Here is a 15,243-nt window from a genome sequence, read left to right as displayed (position 1 = left end):
ACATTATTGAACCGCATCCGGACGGCCCGAATCCCCAGAGCGGAATGCCGGGACCGGAGACGGCGAGAAGGATAGAAAAATGCCCAAGGTGCTGATTTCCGACAAGATGGATCCCAAGGCCGCCGCGATTTTCCGCGAGCGCGGCGTCGAGGTCGACGAGAAGCCCGGCCTGACCAAGGACGAGCTGATCGCGATCATCGGCGATTATGACGGGCTCGCCATCCGTTCGGCGACCAAGGCGACCAAGGATGTCATCGCCGCCGCGACCAATCTGAAGGTCGTCGGCCGCGCCGGCATCGGCGTCGACAATATCGACATCCCCGCCGCGTCGGCAAAGGGCGTCGTGGTGATGAACACGCCGTTCGGCAACTCGATCACTACGGCCGAACATGCGATTGCGCTGATGTTCGCGCTCGCCCGCCAGTTGCCCGAGGCCGATGCCTCCACGCAGGCCGGCAAGTGGGAAAAGAACCGCTTCATGGGCGTCGAGATGACCAGCAAGGTGCTGGGGCTTATCGGCGCGGGCAATATCGGTTCGATCGTCGCCGATCGTGCGCTCGGCCTGCGCATGAAGGTGGTCGCCTATGATCCCTTCCTGTCCGCCGAACGCGCGGTCGAGATGGGCGTGGAGAAAGTGACGCTGGACGAGCTGCTCGCCCGCGCCGACTTCATCACGCTGCACACCCCGCTGACCGATCAGACGCGCAACATCCTCTCGGCCGAAAATCTCGCCAAGACCAAGAAGGGCGTGCGCATCGTGAACTGCGCGCGCGGCGGGCTGATCGACGAGGCGGCGCTCAAGGCCGCGCTCGATTCGGGCCATGTCGCAGGTGCCGCGCTCGACGTGTTCGTCGAGGAGCCGGCGACTGCTTCGCCGCTGTTCGGCACCCCCAATTTCATCTCTACCCCGCATCTCGGCGCATCGACCGACGAGGCGCAGGTCAATGTCGCGATCCAGGTCGCCGAACAGATTTCGGACTATCTGCTGAGCGGCGGCATCACCAACGCGCTCAACGTTCCCTCGCTCTCGGCCGAGGAAGCGCCCAAGCTCAAGCCCTATATGGCGCTCGCCGAAAAGCTCGGCTCGCTCGTCGGGCAGCTGGCGCATGACGCATTGTCGGGCGTTGCGATCGAGGTCGAAGGCGCCGCCGCCGAACTCAATCAGAAGCCGATTACGGGCGCGGTGCTCGCCGGCCTGATGGGCGTCTATTCGGACACGGTGAACATGGTCAACGCGCCCTTCCTCGCCAAGGAACGCGGGCTCGACGTGCGCGAGGTGCGCCATGACCGCGAGGGCGATTACCACACGCTCGTCCGCGTCTCGGTGAAGACCGAGGACGGCGAGAAATCGGTCGCCGGCACGCTCTTTGCCGATGCGCAGCCGCGCCTCGTCGAGATTTTCGGCGTGAAGGTCGAGGCCGATCTGGCCGGCGACATGCTCTATGTCGTCAATGTCGACGCGCCGGGCTTCATCGGTCGCCTCGGCACCGCGCTCGGCGAAGCGGGCGTGAACATCGGCACTTTCCACCTCGGTCGCCGTACCGCGGGCGGAGAGGCGGTGCTGCTGCTCTCGGTCGACTCGCCGGTGCCCGAAGCCCTGCTGCAGGAGCTTCACCGCTTGCCCGGCGTGAAGACCGTGAAGGCCCTGAAGTTCTGATGATCGCGCCCGGCCTTCTGCCCGAGGGGCTTCGCGATCGGCTGCCGCCCGCTGCCGAGGCAGCGGCGGCGGTCGAGCGCGCAGCGCTCGATGCGATCGCGGCCTATGGCTATGAACGCGTCTCGCCGCCGCTGGCGGAGTTCGAGGAGGCGCTGGTCGGGCGGCTGAAATCGGCGCGGGCGCAGGATCTGCTGCGCTTCGTCGATCCCGTGTCGCAGCGTACGCTTGCGCTGCGGCCCGACATCACGACGCAGGTCGGCCGCATCGCGGCGACGCGGATGGCGCATCGCGCGCGGCCGCTGCGCCTTTCCTATGCCGGCAGCGTCATCAAGCTGCGCGCCACCCAGCTCGCTCCCGAACGCGAGCTGATCCAGCTTGGCGCCGAGCTGATCGGCCGCGACACCGTTGCCGCCGCTGCCGAGATCGTCGCCGTCGCCATCGCCGCGCTCGAAGCAGCGGGGGCAGGGGCGATCACCGTCGATCTGACGCTTCCCGATCTGGTCGACACGCTGGCGGCGGGGCCGTTCCCGCTGCCCACCGATCGCATCGATCGCGTTCGCGCCTTGCTCGACGCCAAGGATGCGGGCGGCCTCGCCGCGATCGGGGCCGATGCCTATCTGCCGTTGATCCATGCTGCCGGCCCGCTCGAAAGCGCATTGGCCCGGCTGGAGGCGATCGATGCCGGCGGCGTGCTCGCCAGCCGGATCGAGGCCATTCGCCAGATCGCCGCGCCGCTCGCCGGCCATGCGACGATCACGCTCGATCCCACCGAGCGCCATGGCTTCGAATATCAGAGCTGGTTCGGCTTCTCGCTGTTCGTCGACGGGCTGGCGGGCGAGATCGGGCGGGGCGGTTCATACACGATCATGCACGGCGACGGTGCCGAGGAACCGGCAATCGGCTTCTCGCTCTATCCCGATCCGCTGGTCGAGCGACTGGCGGGCGCGTCGGCGCGCGACCGGCTGTTCCTGCCGCTCGGCACCGATCCGGCGCAGGCCGCCGCGCTGCGCCGCCAGGGCTGGGTGACGGTCGCCGCGCTCGACGCCGGAGACGATGCCGCCGCGCTCGGCTGCACCCACCGGCTCGAAGGTGGCGAGATTATCGGCTTCTAGCCTTCGTCATTGCGAGCGCAGCGAAGCAATCCAGGGAGGCCTGTCAATGGACTGGATTGCTTCGCTGCGCTCGCAATGACGGGGTATGTCCGACCGCTATTGCGGCTTTCTGAACTTGAGGATGAAGCGGTCCGTCTTGCCGCGCACCGTGGGATCGAACACCAGCTTGCTGTGATCGTCCCCGGCGACGCGGAGCAGCGGGCTTTCGCCGACCAGCGCGAAACCGGCGCGCTTGAAGTCGGCCTTCACCACCTCGGGGTCGATGCGGTGGAGCTTGTCCACCACCGCCCGCGTATCGCCCGCCGGGCCGACATGGTCGACGACGCCCACGATCCCGCCGGGCTTCACCGCCGCGAACAGCATCTTGAGCGAATCCGCCGGGTCGATCTGCGGAATCCTGTACTTCTCGCTCGACCAGTAAAGGTCGTGATAGGCGAGATGATAGAGGACGAAGTCGAGGCTGTTCGGCCGGGCGGCGAAGCTCTCGAACGGCTGGTCGTCGATCGCGACATTGCCGCTGCGCGACTGGATCGCTTCCAGCCGTGCCTTGGTCTTCTCGTCGAAGAACTGGCGCGGCACCCAGGCGATAACCTTGCCCTTCGCGCCGACGAAGCGGGCCATGATCTCAGAATAATAGCCCTCGCCCGCCATCGCGTCGAGCGCGGTCATGCCTTTCTTCAGCCCTAGGAAATCGAGCACTTCGGCCGGCTTGCGCCCCGCATCGAGCGCCACATCCTCTGCCGCGCGCCCCGGTGCCGTGACGGCGGGCGCATAGTCGGCGGGCTTTGCGAAGGCGGGCGTGGCGAGCGCGGTTGCCGCCAGCGCGGCTGCGAACAACATCCTCATGGCGATGATCCTCCCATTCTTGCGTGGCGCGAGCATGCCCGCACGGCGCTGGGGATCAAGCGCGCTCGTCGATCCGCGCCGCGCGCTCGTCGAAGCGGATGAAGCGTTCCTTGAACCAGTCGGGGATGGGCTGCGACGCCCCGGTCGAAAGGTCGACATGGACATAGATCAGCTCGATCTCGGCGCGCAGATCCTCCCCGCCCGAATCCGCGCCGTGGATTTCGATCATGTGCGTCATGCTCGCGGTGCCGAAGCGCGCCACGCGGATGAAGAGGTCGAGATTCTCGCGCGAGCGGATCGGCTTGCGATAGTTGATCGTCGATCGTGCGACGTTGAATTCCAGCGGCTTGTCCTGCCCGGCATGGGCATCGACCGCTTCCCAATATTCGGTCACCGCTATGTCGGCATAGTCGAGATAGCGGGCGTTGAAGACGATGTTCTGGGCGTCGATCTCCGCCCAGCGCACGCGCAGCGGAGTCGAGAATGCGAAGTCGGAACGGGCCATGCGCGGGCGATGGCCGATCGCCGCCGACCGCGCAAGTCTCCTGACGAATGGCCCGTCAGGCGGCGACGCTGATCCGCGTGCGGCGACGGATGGCGACGCCGGCAAGGCCGAAGCCGGTGATCAGCATTGCCCAAGTCGCCGGCTCGGGCACGCCCGGCGAAGACGGATCGAGCAGGTCGCCCTTGAACTTCACATTGTAGAACTCGGTCGTGCTCGTCAGGTTGCTGGCGAAGAGCTGGCCGTTGAACGCGCCATAATTGGCCGTGACGCTGGCGAGCGGGGCGAGGATGCTGCCCGACCAGCTGCCGTTGATCGCGAGCGATCCGGCGCCGGCGAAGTTGAACAGCAGGTCCGCGGCGCTCGATCCGCCCAGGTTGAAGCTCGACCAGTTGACCGAAGCGCTGCCGCCGGTGACGTTGAACAGCGCGACCGAACCGGTCGGGATGTTCACAAGGAACTGGTTGGACGCCGAAAGCTGGGCGGTGGTGATGTTGAAGACGTTGACGCCGCTGCTGCTGCCGGTGAAGCTCAGCGCGCCGCCCCAGGGGGTGCTGACGCTGCCGTTGGCGGCCATCGACGCCAGCGCGGTCGAGATGTTGCTCAGGCGGATCGCCTCGGTGCCGAAATTGACCGGGCTCGCGCCGGTGCTCAGTGAGCCGTTGAGCACGTTGAACCCGGTGGTGCTGTAGCTGCCGACGACGCGGACATTGCCGTTGAACACCTGACCGTTGGTGTAGGTCAGGTTGCCGCCGGCGACCAGCGAGGCGGCGCTGTAGCCGCTGGGCAGCGAGACGCCGACGCTCGAATTGGTGAAGGTCACGTTGCCGCCCGCGGCGGCAGCGCCGTTCACTTCCGAATTGGTTTCGGACAGGTTGTTGAAGATGAAGACGTTATAGTCAGTCGCGACCGTCGCGCTCGCAGCGCCGGCGCTCACCAGCGCGGCGGCGCCGAAGGCTGCCATGCGCGCGCGGCGAAAGAGGCTGTCGAATGTCATCATGCACGGGTCCGATCGACTCGAGAGGAGAGAATGAACGCCCATAACCCGGCGAAACGCGCGCCTGTTATTACTTTCGTTTCATTAACCATTTTTGACAGCGGCCGTCTACTCCCCGTCGCGCCCGCGCCTGTGGCCCCAGCCGCTCAGCGACCAGAGCCGCTCATGCACATAGTATAGACCGATCTTGGTGATGATCTCGGTCGACGCGATCGCGCCCGCCGCCTTCACGTTGCGCGTGAAGAGATAGCTGAGCATGAAGGTGTCGATGCTCCCCATCATCCGCCAGGTCACGGCCTTGACGAACGATCGGGGGTGGCTCTCGACACCCTTGATAATGCGGTCGACGATCAAGCAGCGCCCTGCGCGGGCGTGTTGACCCCCATGCTTTGCAGATATTTGCGCACGTTGCGCGCTGCCTGCCTGATGCGCTGTTCATTCTCGACCATCGCGATGCGGACAAAGCCTTCGCCGTCCTCGCCATAGCCGACGCCCGGCGCCACCGCGACACCGGCATGGGTCAGCAACTGCTTGGTGAATTCGAGGCTGCCCAGATGCGCGAGCGCGGGCGGCAGCGGCGCCCAGGCGAACATCGACGCGCGCGGCGGCGGAATGTCCCACCCGGCGCGCGCGAAGCTTTCGACCAGCACGTCGCGCCGGCGCTTGTAGAGCTGACGATTCTGCTCGACGATGTCCTGCGGCCCGTTGATCGCCGCCACCGCCGCCGCCTGGATCGGCGTGAAGGCGCCATAGTCGAGATAGGATTTCACCCGCGTCAGCGCTGCGATCAGCGTCTTGTTGCCGACCGCGAAACCCATGCGCCAGCCCGCCATGCTGTAGGTCTTGGACATGGAGGTGAACTCCACCGCCACGTCCTTCGCCCCCGGCACCTGCAGGATCGACGGCGTCGGATGGTCGTCGAAATAGATTTCCGAATAGGCGAGGTCGGACAGCACCCACAGCCCATGCTCCTTGGCGAAGGCGACGACGCGCTCGTAAAAGGCGAGGTCGACGACTTCGGCGGTCGGGTTGGACGGATAGCCCATCACCAGCACCGACGGCTTGGGCACGGTGAACTTCACCGCGCGCTCGAGGCTTTCGAAATAGCGCTCGTCGGGCGTGGTCGGCACCGAACGGATCGTCGCGCCGGCGATGATGAAGCCGAAGGTGTGGATCGGGTAGCTGGGGTTGGGCGCCAGAACCACGTCGCCCGGCGCCGTGATCGCCTGCGCGAGGTTGGCGAGGCCTTCCTTCGATCCCAGCGTCACGACGACTTCGCTGTCGGCGTCGAGCTCGACGCCGAAGCGGCGCTGATAATAGTTGGCCTGCGCCTTCCGCAGGCCGGGAATGCCCTTCGACGCCGAATAGCCGTGCGCGTCGGGGTTGCGCGCCACTTCGCACAATTTGTCGATCACGTGCGGCGGCGGCGGCAGGTCCGGATTGCCCATGCCCAGATCGATGATGTCGTCACCGCGCGCGCGCGCTGCTGCCCGCATCGCGTTCACTTCGGCGATGACATAGGGGGGCAGGCGGCGAATGCGGTAAAACTCTTCGGTCATGGCTCCGGTCCGTTGGAGGGAATGAAGCCGGTTTTCTACGCCGCCGCCAAAGCCTTGTCGAAGCCTATTTGGCGGCTTGCCCGGCGAGCGCCGGCCGCCGCTTCGCCGGTGCCGCCTTGCCGCGCTTGAACCAGAAGCTCCACACCGCCAGCGTGCCGAGCATGAACAGGGCCAGGCCCGACAGCGTCATCGCCAGCTTCCAGCCGAGCCCGCCGACTTTCGCGGCGTGCAGCGGATAGAGATTGTTATAGACGCGGACGCGCGCCGGCATCGCCAGCGCGTCACGCGCCTCGATCAGCCGGCCGCTGTCGGCCGCGAACCACAAGGTCGTCCGCCCGTTGGGCAGCCATTCGCCGGGCTGGCGCATCCGCAGCATGATCGCGCCGCCGTCCTTGCGTGGTAGCGCGAGGATGCGCAGCTCGGCGTCGGGAAAGCGCTCGCGCGCGGTGCGGATCATCGCGCGCCAGTCGGGCCGCGCGGCGAGCGGCACGGCAGGCGTCTTCGGCGGCTTCAGCGTTCTGGCGACCAGCGACGGCGCGTCGGGGCCGAGGATGATCGCGATCACCGGGCGGAAGACCATCGCCGTGCCGGTGAACAGCGAAAGCAGCAGCAGCGGCGCGACCATGATGCCGAGATCGCGGTGGTGGCGGACGATGGCGGGCCGGCTCAGCCGCTTGGGCAGCAGGCGGAACTCCCAGGTCTTGCGCGTCCGCCACCACAGGATGACGCCGCTCACCACGAAGAACATCCCGCATATGCCGGCGATGCCGATCACCCATTCGCCCGCGTCGCCGCTGAACAGGTGATGGTGGAAGTCGAACAGCCACAGCTCCGGCCGCTCCCACTGGCTTTGCCAGCTTGCGACGACATGGCCCGACTGGTCGGCATAGGCGCCGCGCCCGCCCTGATAGCTCAGCCGGTCGAGCCCGAAGCCGGGCGTCGCGAAGATGATGCTGCCGGGGCGGTCGGGCGCCGTCATGATCCGCTCGACCGCGGCGGACAGCGCGTCGGCGCCTTGCACCTGCACGTCGCCGGCATGGGGAAGCCCGATCCACGCGTCGCGGTGGACGAGGATCGCGCCCGACAGGCCGAGCATCGCCAGCACGAGCCCGATCAGCCCGCCCGTCCAGCGGTGGAGCAGGTCGAGCGGGCGCATCAGAAGCGATAGTCCCAGCCCAGCGTGAAGGTGCGCCCGCGCCCCGCGAAGTAGGAGAGATTGTCGGTCGGCAGCCGGGTGTCGGCGTTATAGCTGATATATTGTTCGTTGAAGAGATTCTGGATGCTCAGGTTGAGCGCGCCGAACCGCGTCTGGTAGCGCAGGCTGGCGTCGGTCAGCGTATAGCCGTCGAAATTGTTGCGCTGGTCGGGGTTCGCCTTGCCGTGGAAAGTCCGCGACAGATAGAATTGCGTCTGGATCAACGCCGAGATCGGCCCGCGATTATAGGTCGCCGACAGGTTGAGGCGATCGGGCGAGATGTTGCTGCCGTCGAGGTCGGTGTCGACGATGCCGTCGGGGTTTGCCGAATCGCTGTCGTAACGGCCGATCAGATGGGCGTAGCCGACCGCGACACGGAAACCGGGCAGCGGCGTCTGCACGCGCATGTTCAGCTCCAGTCCCTGGATCTCGACGCGCTGGCGCTGGACGTCGAAGATGCCGCCGGGATTGGCGATCAATATCTGTCCCTTGTTGCTCGACGACCAGAAATAGGCGGCGCTGGCGTCGATCGGGCCGCGCTTGATCTCGAAGCCGATCTCGCGGTTGTTGGAAATGACCGGGCTGATGTCGAGGAAATTGTCGAGGTCGACGCCGGGCGTGCTGATCGCGCGGGTGATGCGGCCGATATCGGGCACCGTATAGCCCTCGGCATAGCTCACATAGGCGCGGATGCCGTCCCATGGCTCCAGGATCACGCCGCCGTTGAGCAGCAGGTCGCTGAAGCTCGGCGTGCCGCCGCCGACATCGACGCCGCCATAGGGGCGCGTATTGGCGGCCAGCGTGTGGTAATCGGCGATCTTGATCCGCACATTTTCCCAGCGCAGGCCGCCGGCCAGCCGCAGCTTCTTGTCGAACAGCGCCAGGTTGAGCTGGCCGAACGGCGCGAGGCTGCGGAAGTCGGCGGGCGGCACCCAGACGCGACCGGTCGCGATCAGCCGCTGTTCGGTCTTGTCGAACAGCGCGTCGAAGCCCACCGTCGCGGTCAGGTTCTCGAAGCCGGGAACGGCGCGCTCATAGCTGATCTTGGCGCCCAGCTTGCGCGATCGGTTCTGCGACTGATCGAACAAAGTGCCGATCGGCGCGATCGTCGGGTCCTGGAAAGTCGCGATCGGCGCGACTTCGCCGCCGAACGTGTCGCGCGTGCGGTTGAAGAAGATCTGGCTGACGAAATGGCCGCCGCCCAGCGCGGGGTCGGTCAGCGACAGCGCGACGCTTTCGGTGCGGCTGGCGGCGGGATCGCCCGGCTGGTCGCCGCGCACCGCGCTCGTCGGCACGCCGGTCACGCGGTTGCCGGGGATGGCGAGATAGTCGCCGTCGCCCTTCAGCTCGAACCGGCTGGCGATCAGGTCGAGCCGCGCGGTGTCGCCAAGCGCATAGCCGAAACGCCCGAACAGCGACCAGCTCTGCGAATCCATCGTTTCGCCCTGCGTGCTGTTGATGCCGATGCGCCGGCCGTCGGCGTCGTAGAAGGCGCCGCGCTTCTCATAGGCAGCGCCGACGGTCGCGTCGAAGCGCCCGGCCTTGTACTGGATCAGCCCGGCCGCCTTGCCGCCCAGCCCGTCGCCGCGGAAATCATTGTCCGCCGTTCCCTGCAGCAAGGCGCGGCCACTGATTCCTTCCTTCGTCGGCGCCCCCACCGTCACCTGGTTGACGATGCCGCCGGTCCCGCCGATGCCCTGCAGCGCGTTGGATCCGTAGATCAGCTCGACGCGATCGACGAAGAAGCCGTCGATCGTGAAGCCGTCGCGGCTGCCGTCGCGCATCGGCGTCGATTGCGGGATGCCGTTGATCGCATAAAGCGGCGATCGGCCGCGCAGCGTCTCGCCCGCGCCCGACAGCTTCTGCCGCGTCGGCGAGAAGGACGGGGTCAGCGTCGCGACGGCGTCGACCACCGATCCCGAAATCGCGATCTGCTGGTCGAGCGTGCTCTTGTCGATCACGTCGATGGTCAGCGGCAGGGCGTTGGCGGGCAGGGCGGTGCGCGCTGCGGTGATCACGATTTCGTGCGAAGCCGCATTTTCGAGCCCGTCGACCGGCTTGCCGTCCTGCGCCTGGGCCGGGGTAGCGAAAAACATGGGCGCCGCGAGGGCGGCGGTGGCGATCTTGTGCATGTGCATTCCCTTTTTGCGGCGCTGCTAGGGCAGGCGGTTCGCTAATGCAACACATTCTCAATAATATTGCGAAGCGGCTTAGCAGGCCGGTGGTTTCGCGCCGCGCAATTCGACGCTAGTCTCGTCGGCGAGAGGAACGTCGATGGCCGACACAGAAACGCACACGCCGCCCAGCCTTCAGGACATGCAGCATTGGACCTGGGTGATCGGCCGCGCGCAGCAGATGATGATGGAGCATGGGCTGGACGAGCTGGCGAAGGCGGCGGGCGCGGCTGCGCCCGGCCTGTCCGCGCTTGATTTCGCCGATGGCGCCGCGATCGCGCGCGCGCAGGCCGATTTCTGGGCCGACAGCGTCAAGCTGTGGGAACGCTTCCTCCAGCCCGCCAAGGCCGAGCCCGAGGATCCGTCGCGCGCGAAGGACAGGCGCTTCGCCGCGCCCGCCTGGCATGATAATCCGCTCTATGATCTGATCCGCCAGTCCTATCTGCTCATCGGCGATCATATGTTGCGCGGCGTCGACGCGCTCGATCACGTGCCGGCGGCGCAGAAGGAAAGGCTGCGCTTCGCAACGCGATCGGTGGTCGAGGCGATGAGCCCCGCCAATTTCCCGCTCACCAACCCCGAGGTGATGGAAAAGACGATCGAGACGGGCGGCGAGAATCTGCTCAAGGGTCTGGAGCATATGCTGGCCGACATGGGGCGCGGCCAGCTCAGCCACACGGCGGCGGATGCGTTCGAGGTCGGGCGCAACCTCGCCACCACGCCGGGCAAGGTGATTCACGAAACCCCGCTCTATCAGCTCATCCATTATGCGCCGACCACGCCCGACGTGCTGGCCGCGCCGCTCGTCGTCTTCCCGCCGTGGATCAACCGTTTCTACATTCTCGATCTCGCGCCGGAAAAGAGCTTCGTCCGCTGGGCGCTCGATCAGGGCATCTCGCTGTTCATGGTTTCGTGGAAGTCGGCCGACGCCACGATGAAGGACGTGACGTGGGACGATTACATCATCCGCGGCCAGATCGATGCGATCGATACGATCCGCGACCTGCTCGGCGTGCCCGCGGTCCATACGATCGGCTATTGCGTGGCGGGGACGACGCTGGCGGCAACGCTCGCCTATCTCGCGGCGCGCGGCGAGGCGGGCAAGGTAGCGAGCGCGACCTTCTTCACCGCGCAGGTCGATTTCTCGCGCGCAGGCGATCTGCTCAACTTCGTCGACGACGAACAGCTCAGGATGATCGAGGGGCTGGAAACCGACGGCTATCTCGACGGGCGCTACATGGCCGCGACCTTCAACCTGCTGCGCGGGCGCGACCTGATCTGGAACTATGTCGTCAACAACTACCTGCTGGGCAAGGACTATGCGCCGTTCGACCTGCTCTACTGGAACGGCGACACCACCAATCTGCCCGCCAGATGGCACCGCGCCTATCTGTGCGACCTCTATCGCGACAACAAGCTGGTCCAGCCCGGCGCGATCAGCATCGGCGGCACGCCGATCGATCTCCATGCGGTGAAGACCCCCGCCTATATCCAGGCGGGGCGCGAGGATCATATCGCCCCGCTCGACAGCGTGTGGAAACTGACCGAGCAGTTCGGCGGGCCGATCCGCTTCCTGCTCGCCGGATCGGGCCATATTGCGGGCGTCATCAATCCGCCCGCCGCGCACAAATATCAGTACTGGACCAATGACGGCCCCGCCGCCTCGCTCGCCGAGTTCATCGCCGGCGCGACCGAGACGAAGGGAAGCTGGTGGCCCGACTGGCTGGCGTGGCTGCGCGGCATCGCCCCCGCGACCGTGCCTGTGAAGGGCGCGCGCATCCCCGGCAAAGGCAAGCTCAGGCCGATCGAGGATGCGCCCGGCCGTTACGTCAGGACGCGCTGAATCCCCTTCGCGCGGGCGCGAAAGCGAAACCCGGCCCCCGCCAGGCCGAAGCCCGCGATCAGCAGCGCCCAGGTCTCCGGCTCGGGAACGCCTGCGACATTCTCGTTCGTCGCGGTTATGAACGAAGGCGTCAGCACGATCTCATAATGCTGCGCGGTCGAGGTCCACAGGCGCACGCGCAGCAGGTTGGAATCGTCGGCGCGCAGCGTCATGTTCGCCAGATTGGGGATGCCGCTGATCCCGCTGACCGTCACCGCGCTGCCAAAGCTCATGCTGGTCATGCCGGCATTGTCGGTGGTGAAGATCAGGCTGTCCGCCGCCGCACTGCCGGCGGCGAGCGACACCTGTCGCCCCTGCATGGCCGCCAGCATGTCGGCCATATAGCCGCCGACGCCATTCGGCAGCGTGCTGAGCGTCGCGCCGTTGACGGTGAAATCGGCCGCCTGCCCGCCGAGCAGGCTGCTCGCCGGCGCGCGCAGATCCACGCTGGTGATCGTCGCGGCCGAAGCCGGGGCCGCGATGGCGGCGCCGGCAGCCAGCGCCAGGGTCAGACAAAAGCGGTTCATTTACGCCTCGCTACAGTTACGCGAAACGCTAGGCACGGAGCGTGCCAATGGCGGATTTCCGCTAAAAATAACTATGGTTAACAATATGTTGTAAATCAGGGCGACGCCGTTTCTGGTTAATCGCCGGTGCTGGCGGTCGCCTGCGATGCAGCTTGCCGGGGGCGATCGGGTACGGCAAGCATTGGCTTTCGGGGCAGCGAAAGGGCCGGGGACGAATGAAGCGACTGTCGGGCGCATGGCTCATCCTCGGCGGTCTGCTCCTGGGTCTAGCCGCCGGCGCGCTGCTCGCGGCCGTCGCGCCGGCGCTGGCGCCGCAGGTCGCGGCGATCGCCGATCCGGTCGGCGGCATCTGGCTCGATGCGCTCAGGATGACGATCGTCCCGCTCGTCTTCGCCTTGCTCGTGCAAGGCGTCGGCGTCGCGGCCGAGGCGGCCGAGGCGGGCGGCGTCACCGCGCGCGCGATGCTCGTCTTCGCGCTCGTGCTGCTCGCATCGGCGCTGGTCGGCGCGATCGTCTATCCGCTGCTCCTCGATCTCTTCCCGCTCAACCCGGCGGCGACGGCCGCGCTGCGCGGCGGGCTGGCAGGCGCCGGGCCGGTGCCGCCGATCCCGCCGATCGGCGAATGGCTGCGTTCGATCATTCCCGCCAATCCGGTGAAGGCGGCGGCGGATTCGGCGATGCTCCCGCTCGTCATTTTCGCGCTGATCTTCGGCTTCGCCGCCTCGCGTATATCCGTCGGCGGGCGGACCGCGATCATGGACCTGATGGCGGCAATCACCGATACGATGCTGGTCATCGTCCGCTGGGTGCTCGCCTTCGCGCCGCTCGGCGTCTTCGCGCTCGGCCTTGCGACGGCGGCGCGCACCGGGCTCGCCGCGATCGGCGGGCTGGCGCATTATCTCGCGCTCTACCTCGCCATTCTCGCGATCGTGACGGCGGGGGGCTATGTGCTGGCGGTCATTTTCGGGCGCCAGCCCTTCGGCCGCTTCGCGCGCGCGGCGCTTCCCGCCCAGTCGATCGGCCTGTCGACGCAAAGCTCGCTCGCCGCGCTTCCCGCGATGATCGATGCGGCGCGCGGCCCGCTCGATCTGGGCGAGGAGAAGCCGGCGATCATCCTGCCGATGGCCGTGGCGCTGATGCGCGCGACCAGCCCGGCGGCCAATCTCGGCATCGTGCTCTACGTGGCGATGCTGGCGGGCGTGACGCCGGGCCTGACGGCGATGATCGCCGGCACGCTGGTCGCGGCGGTCATCAGCCTTGCCTCGGTCAGCATCCCCAGCACCGTCACCTTCTTTATCACCACCGTGCCGATCGCGCTGGCCATGGGCGTGCCGATCGCCCCGCTTGCCCTGTTCGTCGCGGTCGAGCAGATTCCCGATCTGCTCCGCACCGTCGGCAACGTCACCTACGATCTCGCCGCGACTGCCGTTGCCGCCCGTCGGCGGGATTAGATTCGCCGCGCGGCGGAGCATCCCGACGTTCGTCGATGCCATTCGTCGGTTGGTGGCCGACGCCGGCCGTTGGCCGATGCCATAAGCCCTCCGTCGAGCCGCGAATGCCTCGCAACAGCGCACGCGCTATCCCGGAAATGCGCGGCGGGCCAGCGATGCTCCCCGGCCCCCCGGCCCGCCGCGCAAACGCATCCCAGCGATGCGCCGACCCTTTGCGATTGCCCCTCGATTGGAAGGAATTGTCATGTTCAACAACCGTTATGCGAAGGCTGCGATCATGTCCGCCGCTGCGGGTGTGGCCGCCTTCGTCTTCATCCCCTCCGCCAACGCCGCGACCGGCTTCGGCGACACCGTTTCCACCCGCGTCAGCTATGCCGACCTCAACCTCGACACGCAGGAAGGCATGGATCGGCTGAAGGCGCGGATCGACTATGCGGCGCAGCGCGTCTGCGGCACGCGCTCGGCCCAGTCGCTGATCCAGCAGCGCGACGCGCAGCAGTGCCGCGTCGATGCGGTCGAAGGCACGCGCCTGCCCAGTGTCGAGGTGCTCTCGGCCTCGGCCGACAGCGCGAACCGCGTCGCCAGCCTCGCCGTCACGGCAACCCGCACCGGCCGCTAAGGCTGCCGGCAAGCCCAGCGCGCCGGTCCCTCATTCCGGCGCAACCCCACTGACGCCCTCGGCCACAGTCCCCGGCCGGGGGCGTTTCTTCGCGCCCCAGGCGGGCTGCGGTCAGTTCATCGGCGGGCCAAACGCGGTCTGCAGGCGGACCGACTCGGCGCGCGCGTAGGATTCGGCCAGGTCCCAGTCATGCTGGGTCAGGCAGACCTTCTTGCGGATGAAGAGCGATCCGGCGAGGGTCGACCAGCGACAGATCACATCTTCGCGCGCGCTGGCCAGCCTGCGCAGGCTGCTACGGGCCGGCGGCGGATCGCGGCGGGCCTCGACCGGCAATTCCCAGACGACGCGCGCCAGGCGATTGCCTTCGATACGCCTGCCTTCGACGGTCGTGACCGGCTTGATCCTGGCATTGGCGATCATCAGGTCGCACGTTGCGGTGTCGAGCGCAGCATAGCCGCTCGAAGCGATCACCGCGCAGCGCAGGATGCGGCCGTCGCGCATCGCGCGCACCTTCACGTCCACAGTTCCTTCCTCGCCGCGCTTGAGCGATTCGACCGGATAGTTCTGGAAGATGATCCTGTTTTCGGACGCCGGCGTCACTTTCGGCAGTGCCGCCTGCGCCGCGCCGGCCCAGCCCGCAAAGCACAATATGAGAAGATGCCCCGTCTTCATCCTGCCCCTCCTTCGCGAAAGAGGGGGACAGATTATCATCGAAGCATCGG

The 15,243-nt window shown here is 67.0% G+C and carries 14 protein-coding genes; 5 read left to right on the top strand and 9 right to left on the bottom strand.

Annotation, left to right across the window (positions count from 1 at the left end):
- Positions 1-79 precede the first annotated feature (79 nt).
- Both serA and AC3WT0_RS05840 read left to right on the top strand, forming a co-directional pair.
- Positions 80-1,657, top strand: coding sequence for a phosphoglycerate dehydrogenase (gene serA, locus AC3WT0_RS05845; RefSeq protein WP_492752170.1), 1,578 nt, complete (start codon positions 80-82; stop codon positions 1,655-1,657).
- Positions 1,657-2,769, top strand: a complete 1,113-nt coding sequence (locus AC3WT0_RS05840; RefSeq protein WP_492752169.1) for an ATP phosphoribosyltransferase regulatory subunit — start codon at positions 1,657-1,659, stop codon at positions 2,767-2,769. The genes serA and AC3WT0_RS05840 overlap by 1 nt, the downstream gene beginning before the upstream one ends.
- A gap of 96 nt (positions 2,770-2,865) precedes the next feature.
- Here AC3WT0_RS05840 and AC3WT0_RS05835 read toward each other — a convergent pair whose 3' ends face one another.
- The 7 genes from AC3WT0_RS05835 to AC3WT0_RS05805 all read right to left on the bottom strand — a co-directional run bounded on the left by AC3WT0_RS05835 (position 2,866) and on the right by AC3WT0_RS05805 (position 10,000).
- Positions 2,866-3,615, bottom strand: coding sequence for a class I SAM-dependent methyltransferase (locus AC3WT0_RS05835; protein ID WP_492752168.1), 750 nt, complete (start codon positions 3,613-3,615; stop codon positions 2,866-2,868).
- A 55-nt stretch (positions 3,616-3,670) separates the two neighbouring features.
- Positions 3,671-4,120 (bottom strand): acyl-CoA thioesterase, encoded by a 450-nt coding sequence (locus tag AC3WT0_RS05830; RefSeq protein WP_492752167.1) that lies wholly within the window; start codon positions 4,118-4,120, stop codon positions 3,671-3,673.
- A gap of 55 nt (positions 4,121-4,175) precedes the next feature.
- Positions 4,176-5,117: a choice-of-anchor A family protein gene (locus AC3WT0_RS05825; protein WP_492752166.1), complete on the bottom strand. Its 942-nt coding sequence runs from the start codon at positions 5,115-5,117 to the stop codon at positions 4,176-4,178.
- A 105-nt stretch (positions 5,118-5,222) separates the two neighbouring features.
- Positions 5,223-5,468 (bottom strand): DUF2061 domain-containing protein, encoded by a 246-nt coding sequence (locus AC3WT0_RS05820; RefSeq protein ID WP_492752165.1) that lies wholly within the window; start codon positions 5,466-5,468, stop codon positions 5,223-5,225.
- The gene (locus AC3WT0_RS05815) at positions 5,465-6,673 is read right to left on the bottom strand and encodes an LL-diaminopimelate aminotransferase (RefSeq protein WP_492752164.1); all 1,209 of its coding nucleotides are present in this window, start codon (positions 6,671-6,673) and stop codon (positions 5,465-5,467) included. Before AC3WT0_RS05815 ends, AC3WT0_RS05820 begins: the two co-directional genes overlap by 4 nt.
- A 64-nt stretch (positions 6,674-6,737) precedes the next feature.
- Positions 6,738-7,829 (bottom strand): PepSY-associated TM helix domain-containing protein, encoded by a 1,092-nt coding sequence (locus AC3WT0_RS05810; RefSeq protein WP_492752163.1) that lies wholly within the window; start codon positions 7,827-7,829, stop codon positions 6,738-6,740.
- Positions 7,829-10,000, bottom strand: a complete 2,172-nt coding sequence (locus AC3WT0_RS05805) for a TonB-dependent receptor (protein WP_492752162.1) — start codon at positions 9,998-10,000, stop codon at positions 7,829-7,831. The genes AC3WT0_RS05810 and AC3WT0_RS05805 overlap by 1 nt, the downstream gene beginning before the upstream one ends.
- 142 nt (positions 10,001-10,142) lie before the next feature.
- Here AC3WT0_RS05805 and AC3WT0_RS05800 point away from each other — a divergent pair, with 142 nt between their 5' ends.
- Positions 10,143-11,885, top strand: a complete 1,743-nt coding sequence (locus AC3WT0_RS05800) for a PHA/PHB synthase family protein (protein ID WP_492752161.1) — start codon at positions 10,143-10,145, stop codon at positions 11,883-11,885.
- On the opposite strand, the gene AC3WT0_RS05795 is transcribed toward AC3WT0_RS05800, so the two are convergent.
- A complete protein-coding gene (locus AC3WT0_RS05795) occupies positions 11,867-12,451 on the bottom strand; it encodes a PEPxxWA-CTERM sorting domain-containing protein (protein WP_492752160.1) in 585 nt (194 codons plus the stop codon). The two genes, AC3WT0_RS05800 and AC3WT0_RS05795, sit on opposite strands and share 19 nt — an antisense overlap.
- A 215-nt stretch (positions 12,452-12,666) precedes the next feature.
- On the opposite strand from AC3WT0_RS05795, the gene AC3WT0_RS05790 reads away from it, so the two are divergent.
- Together AC3WT0_RS05790 and AC3WT0_RS05785 are read left to right on the top strand one after the other, a co-directional pair.
- The gene (locus AC3WT0_RS05790; protein WP_492752159.1) at positions 12,667-13,902 is read left to right on the top strand and encodes a dicarboxylate/amino acid:cation symporter; all 1,236 of its coding nucleotides are present in this window, start codon (positions 12,667-12,669) and stop codon (positions 13,900-13,902) included.
- A gap of 244 nt (positions 13,903-14,146) precedes the next feature.
- Positions 14,147-14,521, top strand: a complete 375-nt coding sequence (locus AC3WT0_RS05785) for a UrcA family protein (RefSeq protein WP_492752158.1) — start codon at positions 14,147-14,149, stop codon at positions 14,519-14,521.
- Positions 14,522-14,632: 111 nt separating this feature from the next.
- Here the strand turns inward: AC3WT0_RS05785 and AC3WT0_RS05780 are convergent, their stop codons facing one another.
- The gene (locus AC3WT0_RS05780; protein WP_492752157.1) at positions 14,633-15,193 is read right to left on the bottom strand and encodes a TonB family protein; all 561 of its coding nucleotides are present in this window, start codon (positions 15,191-15,193) and stop codon (positions 14,633-14,635) included.
- Between the last annotated feature and the right edge of the window lie 50 nt (positions 15,194-15,243).

The organism is Sphingomonas sp. EU05-FHT14C10, assembly GCF_058790595.1.
The sequence above is the reverse complement of the archived record's forward strand: the minus strand, read 5'-3'. Positions and strand labels throughout refer to the sequence as shown.